The organism is Pedobacter sp. AC190 (assembly GCF_979258025.1).
Genome location: NZ_OZ409824.1, coordinates 3,744,589 through 3,758,872, shown reverse-complemented (window position 1 = coordinate 3,758,872; position 14,284 = coordinate 3,744,589). Strand labels below are relative to the sequence as shown.

At 32.8% G+C, this 14,284-nt stretch carries 10 protein-coding genes; 4 read left to right on the top strand and 6 right to left on the bottom strand.

What is annotated here, in order from left to right; translation table 11 throughout:
* The first annotated feature begins 143 nt into the window (after window positions 1-143).
* A complete protein-coding gene (locus tag ACZZZI_RS16535) occupies window positions 144-1,427 on the top strand; it encodes an OmpA family protein (protein WP_316760521.1) in 1,284 nt (427 codons plus the stop codon).
* Window positions 1,428-1,629: 202 nt separating this feature from the next.
* Here the strand turns inward: ACZZZI_RS16535 and ACZZZI_RS16530 are convergent, their stop codons facing one another.
* Entirely contained in the window at window positions 1,630-1,836 is a 207-nt protein-coding gene (locus ACZZZI_RS16530) for a hypothetical protein (RefSeq protein ID WP_316760523.1), read from the bottom strand.
* A 130-nt stretch (window positions 1,837-1,966) separates the two neighbouring features.
* Between ACZZZI_RS16530 and queG the strand changes: the two genes are divergently transcribed.
* The gene (gene queG, locus ACZZZI_RS16525; RefSeq protein ID WP_463490074.1) at window positions 1,967-2,899 is read left to right on the top strand and encodes a tRNA epoxyqueuosine(34) reductase QueG; all 933 of its coding nucleotides are present in this window, start codon (window positions 1,967-1,969) and stop codon (window positions 2,897-2,899) included.
* On the opposite strand, the gene ACZZZI_RS16520 is transcribed toward queG, so the two are convergent.
* The 4 genes from ACZZZI_RS16520 to ACZZZI_RS16505 form a co-directional block, all read right to left on the bottom strand.
* Entirely contained in the window at window positions 2,900-4,576 is a 1,677-nt protein-coding gene (locus ACZZZI_RS16520; protein WP_463490072.1) for a hypothetical protein, read from the bottom strand. It abuts the gene before it with no gap.
* A 64-nt stretch (window positions 4,577-4,640) separates the two neighbouring features.
* Window positions 4,641-5,474, bottom strand: a complete 834-nt coding sequence (locus ACZZZI_RS16515) for a helix-turn-helix domain-containing protein (RefSeq protein ID WP_316760529.1) — start codon at window positions 5,472-5,474, stop codon at window positions 4,641-4,643.
* A gap of 103 nt (window positions 5,475-5,577) precedes the next feature.
* Window positions 5,578-7,437, bottom strand: a complete 1,860-nt coding sequence (locus ACZZZI_RS16510) for a M1 family metallopeptidase (RefSeq protein WP_463490069.1) — start codon at window positions 7,435-7,437, stop codon at window positions 5,578-5,580.
* Window positions 7,438-7,513: 76 nt separating this feature from the next.
* On the bottom strand, window positions 7,514-8,461 hold the full coding sequence (locus ACZZZI_RS16505; protein ID WP_424057644.1) for an exonuclease domain-containing protein: 948 nt from the start codon (window positions 8,459-8,461) through the stop codon (window positions 7,514-7,516).
* 186 nt (window positions 8,462-8,647) lie between these two features.
* Here ACZZZI_RS16505 and ACZZZI_RS16500 point away from each other — a divergent pair, with 186 nt between their 5' ends.
* Window positions 8,648-10,621: a transglutaminase domain-containing protein gene (locus ACZZZI_RS16500; RefSeq protein ID WP_463490067.1), complete on the top strand. Its 1,974-nt coding sequence runs from the start codon at window positions 8,648-8,650 to the stop codon at window positions 10,619-10,621.
* Window position 10,622: 1 nt separating this feature from the next.
* Window positions 10,623-12,530 carry a DUF3857 domain-containing protein gene (locus tag ACZZZI_RS16495; protein ID WP_463490065.1) on the top strand — a complete coding sequence of 636 codons (1,908 nt, stop codon included), beginning with the start codon at window positions 10,623-10,625 and terminating at the stop codon, window positions 12,528-12,530.
* Window positions 12,531-12,674: 144 nt separating this feature from the next.
* Here ACZZZI_RS16495 and ACZZZI_RS16490 read toward each other — a convergent pair whose 3' ends face one another.
* Window positions 12,675-14,129 (bottom strand): SDR family oxidoreductase, encoded by a 1,455-nt coding sequence (locus tag ACZZZI_RS16490; RefSeq protein ID WP_463490063.1) that lies wholly within the window; start codon window positions 14,127-14,129, stop codon window positions 12,675-12,677.
* Window positions 14,130-14,284: the final 155 nt, after the last annotated feature.

The window sequence follows — 14,284 nt, the reverse complement described above, 5'->3', positions numbered from 1 at the left end:
TAAATTATTTTCATGCCGCTAATCTTCTGATTTATTGCTCTTTGTAGCAATAATTATACTTTTGGCAAGATTTTTTCTTGGTAGTTGCAAAACAGTTATGATGAAAAAGCTGTTTACCCACTATTATTTATAAAATTAAAAACATGAATACGAGAATTACAAAATCAACAATGTTGGTTGCCTTATTAGGATTATCATCGCAATTATTTGCACAAGAAACACCAACAGTATCTGGTAGATTCGGTAAGCAGAACTTAAGAACATGGAGCGTAGGTGCTCAAGCTGGTATCTTCAGCCAGAATACAATTTTAGGAGGAGGAAGTGTTAAAGCAAGAGAATTTAAAAGCGTAGGTTACGGAGCTTTTGTTAAAAAACAAATTTTACCTGCTTTAGGCTTACAAGCCGATTTTTTACGTGGAGAAATGAAAACGCTAAACACTACGAGCACTATCGAACAAAAAAACAGCATCAATTGGGCTGGTTCATTAACTGCAGTATTAAACATTGCTAATTTCAGCTTAAATACTGAAAACGCAGTTTTAATCCCTTACGTTAAAGCTGGTGCTGGTTACATGTCGTCAGATTCGCAAGTTGGAACAACTCAAGTTTTTCAGGATAGAGAAGGTTGGTATATACCAACAGGTGTTGGATTTAAGTTTGGTGTATCTAAAGGTGTTAACATCGATTTAGGTTACGATATTAACTTTATCAAATCATCACCAACTGTTAAAAGTGCTTATTTAGAGAACAGATATTCTTACTCGCACGTAGGTGTTGAATTTGCTTTAGGTAATAAAGAAAATTCGCAATTACAAAACTACAGTGCTATTGCCGATTTACGCAAACAAACTGCTGAAGAAAGTAACGAATTAAGAAGAGCATTATCTACAGCTGAAGAAAACGCAGCTAGAGACAGAGCACAATATGCTAAAGATTTAGCTGATGATGATAATGATGGTGTTGCAAACAAATTCGATAAATGTCCTGGAACTGCATCAGGTACTGTTGTAGATGGTTCTGGTTGTCCAATTAAAGTTCAACGCGAAATTATTAAAGAAACTAAAGTTGTTGTAACAGAAGCTGATCGTAAAGTTGTTAAGGATGCAATTTCTAATTTAGAATTCGATTTAGGTAAATCAACAATCCGTTCTAAATCTTTCGCTACTTTAAACCGTGTTGCGGCTTTATTAGTAGAGAAAAACTTTAGCTTAAAATTAGCTGGCCATACAGATAACACAGGTGGAAGAGAATTAAACTTACGTTTATCGAAAGATAGAGCTGAATCGGTAAAAGCTTATTTAGTTTCTCAAGGTGCTAATGCATCAAGAATCGAAGCTACAGGTTACGGACCAGATCAACCAATTTCTACAAACAAAACTGCCGCTGGTCGTCAAGAAAATCGTCGTGTAGAATTTACAATTTTTTAATTTGTAAATAACCGTTGGTTTTAAAATCAGTTTAAAACATAACTAAAAATAGCCGCCAAATTATTGGCGGCTATTTTTAGTTATAAATATTTTAGTTTATTAATAATTAAGAACCAATTAATGTCAACAAAAAAAGCAGCCAAGTTTATTGGCTGCTTTCTTAATTACAAATTATAATTTCTTTTGGATTTACATCTGCTAATTATTTGCGCAGTGCAAACCATACAATTAAACCAATTATTATTGCAATTGGTAAAATCCATCTCAATACAGAACCTGCACCGTTTTCGTCTCTTTCAGTAACTGCTGGTTTCCCTGGCCCTGGATCTGCTTTATGACTTTCGTAATCTTTTTCAATCGGTTTTGGGGCTTCCCCACTTTCCGCATGTTTTGGATCTATGTTTTCCATTAGTGAATGTTTTAGTAGTTATTTGAGCCAATGGTTGTTAGAAAATCAATTTGGCTCATATTTAGTTTTCAAAATAACAACAAGTGATTAGTTAAAAGGTTTTAATTCTAAGCGCTATCTTTGCAACAAGATGTACAACAATTCTGCAAAATATAGCAAGCTAATTAAAGATGAGGCCATACGCCTTGGCTTTTTAGATTGTGGCATTTCAAAAGCAGAATTTTTAGAAGAAGAAGCGCCGCGATTAGAAAAATGGTTAAACAATAACCATCATGGCGAAATGAAGTATATGGAAAATTACTTCGATAAAAGGCTCGACCCTCGCCTGCTCGTAGATGGTGCGAAATCGGTAATTTCTCTTTCGCTGAATTATTATACTGAAGATAAACAGGTAGATCCAAATGCGCCAAAAATATCTAAATATGCTTACGGCCAGGATTATCACACTGTGATTAAGGATAAATTAAAAGAACTTATTTTTTTTATTGAAGAAAATATTGGTGAAGTTTCTGGTCGTGCTTTTGTCGATTCGGCACCAGTTTTAGATAGAGCGTGGGCAAAGCGTTCTGGAATTGGCTGGATTGGTAAGAACTCTAATCTAATAAGTAAAAATAACGGTTCGTTTTTCTTTTTAGCCGAGCTGATCATCGATTTAGAATTGGATTACGATCATCCTTTTCAAACTGATCATTGCGGAACCTGCACCAGATGTCTGGATGCTTGCCCAACTGATGCCATTATTGCACCACAAGTTGTTGATGGTACAAAATGTATTTCTTATTTAACCATCGAATTAAAAAACGAAATTCCATCAGAATTTAAAGATAGAATGGATAACTGGATGTTCGGCTGCGACATTTGCCAGGATGTTTGTCCATGGAATCGTTTCTCCAAGGCACACAATGAAGAAGCATTTAAACCTGAAAGTGGATTACTCGATTTGAATGCGAAAGAACTTACTGAAATTACTGATGAAGTTTTTAAGAAAGTATTTAAAGGCTCGGCAGTTAAACGAACTAAATTTGTTGGCTTAAAAAGAAATATCGATTTTCTAAAGTCATAACTAAAGCTGTATATCAAATTTATCAATCCAAACAACCTTTCTATCGTAAGTTTTTTCGAAATTATTGATTATTAACTCTTTATTATAGATCGGTTTACGCTCTATTTTTTTAACCCCGTTCACAAAAACAACAATAGGCTTATTTACATCAACCATTTCTGGTGAAATAAATATGGATAAAGATTTTACATCTGAAGTTTCAATATTAAATAGATTGTTTTTGTAATTGCCCTTTATCGCACCAGATTTCCGAGGAAAATTAAATGCTTTTAATAAAGTATCAGTTGCCGTAATCTTATCATTTTTTTGGTCGTAGTTAACCAATTTTAAAATATCGAAATTAATATTTCTATGCCAATCGCTACGTTTTGTAACTGTATCTAATTGATTAATCTGTATCCAATCTGCTTTACCATATTTTACGTCATCACATTCCCAATAAATTGTGGGTTGAAAAGCATTTCTCTTGCGACCCGCTAAATCTCTAAAAATCATTGGATAAACAGGTTCTGATTCATCAAATTGCGGAAACCAATGTGGCCAACCAATATAACGATGATCTTGATAATCGGCTTTTAAATCTGTCATAATAACATTCAAGCTATCATTAGCGTCTGGCGGATAATAGTAATCTGCATTTGTTGAAACATTAAAATAAGAACGATTTAAAACGTTTTTAATAAATGTACCACCAGTTCTAATTTTAGGTTGAGTATTGAAGCCATAAAAACCCGCAAACGGATTTTGTTGCTTCATTAAATAAGAAAACGAACCTGTTGCCCCATTTGAATGCCCAGTAATGAAGACTTTATCATCATCTATATTTATCGATTGTTTAATTTCTTTGAGCATTTCAGGAATCATAAAAAACCCATCATCAGGTGCCATCCAATTATACTTTTTTGATCCCTTTGGGTAAACCATGATAACTTGATTTAAAGCAGCATATTTAGTATAAAACCGATTCCAATCGCCCAATATAGATTCGTTTTGATATTCTGCAAGCGCATTGATTTGAACGGCACCATGTAAAAAGAACATAATTGCGTAGCTCTTTTTAGGGTTGTAGTTTGCAGGCAAACTCACAAAATATGAAGTAGATAAACTATCTGTAACCTTAAATTTTATTGAATAATTTCGCTGTTTTTTACTTTTAAAATCATTAAAAGACTTAATCATTTGATATACTTCTGCTCCAGTTTTAGCTTTAGGAAAGGTTAATGTTTTAAATCTGCCTGTTTCAAATTCAAACTGATTGTCTTTCAATTTTTTGAAAAAAATATCTTTCATACTTTGCGCTTTTCCTGCAATTAAAGTCCATCTTTTATCAACTAGTAAATTTTTATATTCTGATGTTGAATATCTGCTTGTTAATGAACTCCATGTGGTATTTAAATCGCTGTTTATTGACAAAAGTTTTTCAAGAAATTCGAAAGATTTGTCTAATTCCTTCAATTCAGCAGAGATTACGGCAGCTTTGTATAGACCTGTTTTATCAATAGAATTCGGATAAAGTTTAAAAGCCTTTTCGTACACATTAAGAGAATTTCGATAATCTGTGGTGTCTTTCGCCTCCCACATTAAATGCAATGCGCTATCTGCAAGCTTGTTGTAAGATTGTGCGTTAATTTTTGTTATTGAACAAACAAAGAGCACTAAAATCAGATATGGTTTCATCTTCTATTAATTTATAAAACAAAACTAATGAAGTGATGATATCAAAAATTGTAAAATTGGGACATTACCTCATAAAATTCCAAAAAGTATCTTCAGAACCTACAATTTTACCCTCTTTAAAAAACTGCGATGGAGTTAAATTAGTTAGCTGTTTGCAAGCTTTTATAAAGTGAGATTGGTCTGTATAATGAACCTGATGAGATAGTGAGGTATAATTACTTTGATGGATAGGTTTGAGCTTATAATCCATTAATTGCCTAAACCTAACTATCGTACGATATTTCTGTGGATTAGTACCAATATATTTTTTGAATAATCTATTTAAATGTTTTCTACTTATCCCTAGTTTCGATTCAGCTAATTCATCAATATTAAATTCATGATCAATCCCATGTAAAAGCGATACTGCTTTTAGTAAATAAGCATTATCGAAGTTTACAAAATTATCTAATAATCTATTATCAAGTAATGAAGTGATTTTATCTAAATTATTTTCGCCAAAAAGTTGAAGTATGAAATCGTTATCAAAAAAGCTTAAAGATGGTGAAGAAATTATTTTGCTAATATTTATATCTTCTCTAAGAAACTGATTGATTCCTAGCGGATTAAATACAATCCCAATTTTATGTACAGGACCATTTTGTGTTACCTTTAAAATTTTCTCTCTTAAGGGTGTAAATATTTGAACTGGATCAGCATCTTTTTTAAAAGAGATAACCGAATGTTCTTTCAGAAAATCTACAACATGATTTTTATACAACGAAATTGTATTATTGAAATGTGGATAGCAAGTATATTGATTAAAGTAATTTAAATCATCGGCAATATCTAAGTAATAATAACTCACGTATTTTTGTATGATATTATTTTTAGGCTTTAGAGTTTCAAATATTCTCATCAATTATAATGACATTTCTTTTTTAAGAATGTTGCTTGTAAATTAAACAAAAAGACCATCATAAAAATAGCTTTTATGATGGTCTGAATGAAAAAAATATAATTTAATTCACTAAAAAGCTATTATCACTTTTAACTTTATCTGGTGTATGAGGATTACCCATTACAACCTTATTTAGTTTTTTGCTCGTTTTAACATTAACTGTAATCGCTGTTTCTCCCTTTTCCCAAACACCAATTGTGCTATGGTTACGCTCTGTAGAACCATCATCATAAGTTAAAAGCAAATCAATTGGCAGTGCTTTTTTGCCTTTGTTTTCGATTACAATTGCATAAACCAAATCAGTTTTGGTTGCAGATTTTATGGCCAAATCCAAAACTCCACCATCAAAAAACCATGGTTTCCAAAACCAGTTTAAATCTTTACCACTTCCTTCATTCATACTGTAAAAGAAATCGTAAGGCATTGGATGTTTACCATTCCAATTTTTAATGTAATTATGTAAGGCTTTAGTAAAAAGTTCTTCGCCTAAATAATCTTTAATAAAAAGGTAAGCTAAACCTGGTTTTGGGTATGAATTTGTAAACGAACCCGAACCTTTTAAATCAGGCGTTAAAGTCATAATTGGCGAATCATCTTTACCACCAGAACTCGAAGCTGTTGGCTGTACACCATATTCATCAACGATAGTAGAATCAATCATTGGCGAAATTAACCACTCGCCTATTGTTGCCCAACCTTCATCCATCCAGCCATATTTGGTTTCGTTTATACCCATATAAAATGGAAACATAGTATGAAAAATCTCGTGGTCGGTTAAAGTAATTGCATCTTCACGCTTGTCAACAGGATTATCATTCACCATCATTGGGTATTCCATTTGATCTAAGCCATCGAAAATAGTTTCGTGATTATATGGAAAAGGCCACTTTGGAAATTTAAAACTCATTGCTTCAACCGTTTTACGGGCAAAATCAATTACTTCGTAATAATCTTTGTGTTTTGGATTAAAAACGGCATCAACCCTTGTTCTTCTTTTCGTTAAAGAATCAACTACCAAACTCGATGATTTCCATAAATAATGATCGCTTAATGCAAAAACAAAATCAGTAACATTTTTAGCTTCGAATTTAAAGGTGTTAAAAGCTTTAGGTTGTGTTACTTTTTTATTCGCTAAATCGCTTTCAGTAATTATATCAATAACAGCATTATTTTTTTCCGCTGATGAAATTCTGGAAACAATTTCTTTCTGGAAGACTTCAGAAGGATTCTTTAAATCTCCAGTCGCCCAAACGCCATAACCACCAGGAACAGTAACTTCTGCATTAAAATTATCGAAGTCGTTATAAAATTCTTCTGCTCCTGTGTATGGATATTTGTTCCACCCATCCACATCATCGTAAACTGCTATTCTAGGGAAAAAGTAAGCAACAAAATCAGAGCCTTCATCTACCTGGCCAGTACGCATATGCGAACCTTTATTTAAAGTATAGTTATAAGTAATCGAAAACTTAATTGTTTTTCCAGGTAAAACTGCAGGAACATTTACGGTCATGTTTGTTCCATCAATATTGAAATCGGAAATCCCTTTTCCGTTAGCAACCAAACTTTCGATCGCTACACCCTCTCCTAAATCTGCTTCGGCGAAGCGAGCCTTTCTTGGAACTCCTTTTTTATAAAGATTTGGATATAATTTAAACCAAATCGTTTTTAAAGTATCAGGACTATTGTTTGTGTAAGTAACATCAACTTTTCCATTAAGCAATCGACTCACAGGATTAAAATTCACTTTTAAATTGTAATTGGATGAATTTTGCCAATATTTTTTACCCGGTTTTCCATCTTTACTCCTGGTTTCCTTTAGATAAGCATTTTGAAAAACTGGCTCAATTGGTAGCTGACTTTGTGCTTTTACAGCACTTACACAAAGCATTACAAACGTTAATATTTTAAGGAATTTCATAGTTGTTTTTTAAAAACTAAAGGCGCCGAAAGCACCAAATATTATTTAGTGCCATCAACGCCTTTAATTAAATTTATTATTTACCGAATTTCATTTTCAACTGCTCCAACATATCTGTATTTAATGGTTGCGCAGGTTTTTCCTGGGGTTTTGGTTTGTTAAATTGAGGCTTATTTGCAGGTGCAGAATTTTGAGGTCTGGGCGCTCTATTTTCATTTTTCTTAGCATTAAACTTCGCCCACTCTTCATCTAATTTCTTCTTGGTATAGAGTGGAAAATCGCCATTTTTCATCCAGGCATAATAGCTTGGTTCTACACTAAAAACCTGTTCGGTAGTTTTTCCTTTATGCTTCCCGAAGTTAAAACAAACTTCATCCTTATCATTGTAAACTAATCTACCTGCAAAATCTACTGGTTTATTAATGTTTGTAAAAACATGCAGGGCCTCTACGTCATTAACAACAGGTTTACTTTTTATACCTTGTTTATTTTCAAATTCTTTATCAGCATACATATCCAACTGACCAAGCAAAACTTTATAAGTTGCAATTACATCAGCTTCTGCAGCGTGAGCATTTATTAAATCTTCGTTACAATAAAATTTATAAGCCGCTTTAAGCGTTCGTTGCTCCATCTGGTGGAAAATATTCTGAACATCAACAAATTTTCGACCGTTCATATCGAAATTTACATCAGCTCTTAAAAACTCCTCTAAAAGCATTGGAATATCGAATTTATTAGAATTGTATCCAGCTAAATCACTTTCACCTAAAAATTCGGCGATTTCAATTGCCAAATCTTTAAAAGTTGGTTCATTGGCAATATCCTCATCATAAATACCGTGTATTAACGATGTTTGTAAAGGAATTGGCATTTCTGGATTAACACGCCAAGTTTTAACAAGCTCAGTACCATCAGGCATAGCTTTTAAAATTGCAATTTCTACAATTCTATCTGCACCAACGTTTACACCAGTTGCTTCAAGATCGAAAAAGGCTAAAGGGCGTTTTAAATTTAATTTCATTACAATAAATATAAGATTGAGGCCATTTGATTTAACAAATTGCCCATAATGTTTCTTTATTCAAAAGTGCTAAAAAGGTTTGATTTGTTTTGTAAAATCTGTGGGTAAATTCAAAAATATAATTGACAAATTATTTTTGATTGTAATGCCGTAAATCTAAATTGCAATAAATTAACCAAACTCATAATGCGTAAAATTTTCTTGCTTCTCTCTTTTTCTTTTTTTGTTATTAATGCTTTCGCTCAAAATTTTCCATTCGGAGCAGTTACTTTCGATGATAATAATTTCGATAGAAACAAAATTGACAGTAATGCCAATGCTGTCGTTTTAAAAGAATTTGGCACCTCATCTATTCAAATCAGTGATAGAACTGGAAGTTTTGAATTGATATTTGAGTACCATGTAAAAATTAAATTATATAGCAAGGAAGGCTTCAAAAAAGCTAATGTTGTAATTCCAATTTATAAAGATGGCACTCGTGAAGAATTTTTAAACACCATTAAAGCATCTACATTTAATTTCGAAAATGGCCGATTTGTAGAAACCGAAATGGATAAAAAGGCGATTTTCACAGAAATTAAGTCAAGATATTGGGCATCTACAAAATTTACACTTCCAAATATTAAGGAAGGCTCGATTATCGAATATAGCTACCGTTTAGAGTCGCCAAACCTTTTTAACTTTAAAACCTGGGAATTTCAGAGCGATATACCAAAAGTTTACAGCGAGTATTTAGCCTACATCCCTGCTGTTTACAATTATAATGTTTCGCTTCGTGGCTTTTACAAGCTTAGCAATAATAAAAGTGAAATTGCGAGAGAATGTTTAAGAGTTAATGGTGTTCCAATAGATTGCTCTAAAATTTGGTATGTAATGAAGGATGTACCAGCTTTCGTTGAAGAAAATTACATGACAGCTGCAAGCAACTTCAAATCAGCTATTTATTTCGAATTGTCTGACTGGCAAATGCCAGATGGAAGAAGACAGATCTACTCCAAAACCTGGAAAGATGTAGACTATGAACTAACCTCGGAAAAAACTTTAGGTTCGCAAATGAGGCGTAAAGACCTTTTCAAAGAAACAATACCCACAATTACCAAAAGTGCAACAGATGATTTAAGTAAAGCTAAAGCAGTTTACGAATACATAAAAAAACAAATTAAATGGAATAATTATTACGGAACGCGAAGCGAAGATAATATTAAGAAGGCCTTAGATATGCGATCTGGCAATGTTGCAGATATTAATTTAAGTCTTATTGCAGCATTATCTGCGGCTAATTTAGATACCGAAGCCGTTATTTTATCAACTCGCGATAATGGGACGGTAAATAAGCTCTATCCAATAATAACTGATTTTAATTACTTAGTTGCAAAAGTAAACATTGGTGATAAAAGTTATCTGCTCGATGCAACAGACCCCTTACTCCCCTTTGGCTTGCTACCTCTACGCTGTGTAAACGATCAAGGTCGGGTTATAAATCTAAAAAAAGCATCTTACTGGATTGATTTAACTGCTTTTCAAAAATCAACTTCTAGCTATATTATGGATGCTAAATTAAATGCAGATGGAAAAATTACAGGTACAATAACTATACACAATACTGGATACGAAGCACTAAACAAACGTAAAGAGATTAAAAAGTATAATTCGATTGATGAATATGTTGAAAAATTAGATGAACGTTTACCAAAATTGCAAATATTAAAACATAACATAATAAATATTGATAGTGTAGAAAAGACTTTAACAGAAATTTATCAAATTGATTTTTCTCCAATGGGAAGTCTGGGAAATGACGAACTAAATTTTAGTCCGTTTTTTATTAATCCAATAGTGAAAAATCCCTTTAATTTAAACGAAAGAACTTATCCTGTTGATTTGGGTGCTGCATCAGAAGAACGTATAATTATAAGTATTGCTTTGCCTGGGAAATTTGATGTAAAAGAAAAACCGAAAGATTTAGCCATTGCCCTTCCTAATTCTGGTGGTAGATATTTATTAAAAACAAATATTGATGATAATCTTGTAACATTTAGTCAAATACTCCAGCTTAGTAAAGCAATTTATCAGGCTGAAGAATATCCATACCTTAAAGAGTTTTACAGCAAGATTATTCAAAATCAGAAATCAGATCTTTTATTAAAAAAAGTTAAATAAAATGAGAATTATACTTTGTTTTTTTTGTTTTATTTTCTTCTACTCAGCAGCTTTTGGTCAAGATAATTATGATGCAGATTTAATTCCATCGAATTTAAAGAATCGGGCAAATGCGACCATTAGATCAGAAGAAACAATTATAGATATGCGTTCGCCAGATAACGTAATGTTGAGTGTTAAAAAAGCGATTACCGTATTGAATAAAAATGGAGAAGATAATGCAAGGCTGGTCCTTTTCTATGATAAAAATACATCAATAAAGAGCATTAAAGGCGAAGTTTACAACGCTTCGGGGATTTTAACCAAAAAATTTACGCAAAGCAATTTTAGCGACGAAAGTGCAGCCGATGGCTTTTCTTTATTTGTAGATAGTCGGGTAAAACATTATCTCCCATCCGAAAATATTTATCCTTATACAATAGTTTACAATTACGAAATTAGATATAAACAAAATCTCATTATCAGAGATTGGGTGCCGCAAAATGATGATGATATTTCTGTTGAAAAAAGCACTTACACTTTTATTTGCAAGCCAGTTGATGAGCTTAGAATTAAAGCTCAAAATTTTGCAGGTAAACCTGATGAATTAATTACCGAAAAACAAAAAACTTTAACCTGGAAAGTTGAAAACTTATTTGCCGTTAAACCAGAGCCATTTAGTCCAGCAAGAGATACTTATCAAACCACAATAAAAATTGCTGCTAAAAACTTTACTTATTATAATCACAATGGCAGTTATACCAATTGGCCAGAATTAGGGAAATGGATTTATGATGATTTACTTAAAACACGTAAAACATTAGCGCCATCAACTATTGAAATGATAAAAGACCTGGTAAAGAATGAAAAAACTGATAAAGATAAAGCAATAAAAATTTATCAATATTTGCAAAATAAAACCCGATATATAAGTGTACAGATTGGCATTGGAGGTTTTCAACCTGTATCTGCTGCTGAGGTTGACCGACTTGGTTATGGCGATTGCAAAGCTTTGGTTAATTATATGCAAAGCTTGCTCGATGTGGTTGGCATAGAATCATATTATTGCGTTGTCGAAGCTGGTAAGCAAAAGGTAAGTTTTGATCCTACTTATGCAAGTATGGTGCAGGGAAATCACATCATTTTATGTATGCCACTTAAAGGTGATACAACTTGGTTGGAGTGTACAAATCAAAAAATCCCTTTCGGTTTTTTAAGCACTTTTACCGATGATAGAATTGTACTTGCTTGCACGCCAGACGGAGGTAAATTATTAAGAACGCCGAAATTAGCAACTTCGAATAATCTTCAAATCCGTAATGCTGAATTAACAATCACTTCAAATGGCGATGCGGCTGGAAAAATAAAAACTGTTTTTTATGGTTCGCAATATGATAATAATGAAAATATTTTTGATAAGCCTTTTGGTGAACAGCAAAAACTATTACTTAATGTTTACGATATTGATAATGTAAATTTTAAGGCCGTGAACTATACACTAAAGAAAGATATTAATCCCGAAGCAATAGAAAGTATAGACTTGAATATTAGAAATTATGCTGCCTTAAATAATAACAGAATATTTATTAAAACAAATGCGTTTAATACTCAGAGTAGTATTTCGGAAATAAAAAACAGAACACAGCCTGTTTATATTAACCGTGGTTTTACAGATGAAGATACTATTGTTTATAATTTACCAGATGAAGTGGTAACCAGTATGTTACCTGAACTGGATAAAAAGTATAAAACTGATTTCGGGGAATATAACACCAAAATATCTTTAAATGGTAAAAAACTCACCTATTATAGAAAATTTGTTATGAATGATGGGACTTTTCCTGCATCTAGTTATGTCGATTTTTATAAGTTTATAACAGAAGTAAACTCCTCCGATGGATTAAAAATTATTCTTAACTTAAAAAAATAATACCAAGCGCAATCCCCACAATCATAATCAAATACATTAATATTTCTGTCGAAGCGAAGCGTTTGTATTTTGTCCAGAAAGAGTAATCGTTATCTTTATTTGGCATCAACTTTTTATTTATCAGCAAAAGTAGCGATTTTAGGCTTAATTATTTATAACAGGTTTATATGTTGTAATCTGCTTTGCCATGCCTTTAAAAAGCACAATGTGAAACGGCCACATTGCATACCAATACATTCTTCCCCATAAGCCTTTTGGTCTGAAAGTAGCAATTTGAGAAAGAAAAGCCTGACCATGAAAATCTATAAGTTTTAACTCTAACCAAGCTTCGCCTGGTACTTTCATTTCTGCATACAGCAATAATCTTTTACTTTTTTTATCCGCCAGCAAAACCCTCCAAAAATCCAAAACATCGCCCGCTTGGATATCGGTGTTACTAGTTCGCCCTCTTCTTGTGCCAACGCCGCCAAACATTTTATCTAAAAATCCTCTAAAATGCCAAAGCCAATCCATATAATACCAACCTCTGTTGCCACCTATACTCCAAATATTTTCAAAAACCTCTTCAGCCTTTCGTTCAAAAGGCATTTTTACTTTATACTCAAGCGTGCCATTCTGCGGAACTTTTATTTGGTCCATAAAGTTCGACTGCAAATAACCTCTATTCAAAGCATCCTTCCAGCTAGAAACAATCGAATTCTGGTCAATTTTTTCGAAAGCAAGATGTAATGATGCCGCATAGGTTAAACATTTTCTTGGAACCACATCATGTATTCGATTATCCTGACAAACAACTTCGTTTTTCATGCTTTCTACCAAACTTCTGGCAAGCGAATATGGCACTGGTGTAATCATATTTAACCAAAGTGATGATAATCTGGGGGTTAAAACTGGAACAGTTACAATCCATCGCTTTAAACCTCGCTCTTTTGCGTAACCCATCATCATTTCCCGATAAGTTAAGATATCTGGACCGCCAATATCGAAAGTTTGATTGAATGACTTTTTATTATGTAAAACACCAATTAAATAGGCCAAAACATCTCTGATGCCAATTGGCTGACATTTAGTTTTAACCCATTTCGGCGTGATCATAAAAGGGATTTTCTCTGTTAAATCTCTTATAATTTCGAAAGATGCACTCCCCGAACCAATAATTATTGCAGCCCTTAAAATTGTACAAGCAATGCCAGATGATTTTAATTCTTCCTCCACAGCTAATCTTGAACCTAAATGTTCAGACAGGTGCTCATCATTCGCAATTCCCGTTAGGTAAATAATTTGCTTACAATTGGTTTTTTTAATTGCTGATGAAAAATTTGATGAAGATTTTCTTTCCATTTCACCAAATTCGGAACCACTAGATGACATGGAGTGAACCAGATAATATGTTGCATCAATATCGCTTGGTATAGCTGTTAAACTTTCGAGATTTAGTAAATCTCCTTCTATAATTGTAACCTGTTTGCTTAGGTTAGATTGTGCCGCAAAACGTCTTTTATCGCGAACCATACAAATAATTTCATGTTCCTGCTCTAAAAGTAAAGGCAATAGTCTTGTTCCAATGTAGCCGTTAGCACCAGTAAGTAATATTTTCATACAAGAATTTCTTCTTAATAACACTTAAAAACTTTCTTTGTTACAGCCATGATTAAATTGTTTTCTAAAAAATATTCCGAAGAGTTTTAAAACCTCCAAATGAAGTCATGGTAATGTAAAAGACTCATCACTTTTCCTATTCGTATCATCCACGT

Bases quoted from the DNA above. Each gene is read 5' to 3' on its own strand.
- ACZZZI_RS16535 (WP_316760521.1), top strand. From the start codon at position 144: ATGAATACGAGAATTACAAAATCAACAATGTTGGTTGCCTTATTAGGA.
- ACZZZI_RS16530 (WP_316760523.1), bottom strand. From the start codon at position 1,836: ATGGAAAACATAGATCCAAAACATGCGGAAAGTGGGGAAGCCCCAAAA.
- queG (WP_463490074.1), top strand. From the start codon at position 1,967: ATGTACAACAATTCTGCAAAATATAGCAAGCTAATTAAAGATGAGGCC.
- ACZZZI_RS16520 (WP_463490072.1), bottom strand. From the start codon at position 4,576: ATGAAACCATATCTGATTTTAGTGCTCTTTGTTTGTTCAATAACAAAA.
- ACZZZI_RS16515 (WP_316760529.1), bottom strand. From the start codon at position 5,474: ATGAGAATATTTGAAACTCTAAAGCCTAAAAATAATATCATACAAAAA.
- ACZZZI_RS16510 (WP_463490069.1), bottom strand. From the start codon at position 7,437: ATGAAATTCCTTAAAATATTAACGTTTGTAATGCTTTGTGTAAGTGCT.
- ACZZZI_RS16505 (WP_424057644.1), bottom strand. From the start codon at position 8,461: ATGAAATTAAATTTAAAACGCCCTTTAGCCTTTTTCGATCTTGAAGCA.
- ACZZZI_RS16500 (WP_463490067.1), top strand. From the start codon at position 8,648: ATGCGTAAAATTTTCTTGCTTCTCTCTTTTTCTTTTTTTGTTATTAAT.
- ACZZZI_RS16495 (WP_463490065.1), top strand. From the start codon at position 10,623: ATGAGAATTATACTTTGTTTTTTTTGTTTTATTTTCTTCTACTCAGCA.
- ACZZZI_RS16490 (WP_463490063.1), bottom strand. From the start codon at position 14,129: ATGAAAATATTACTTACTGGTGCTAACGGCTACATTGGAACAAGACTA.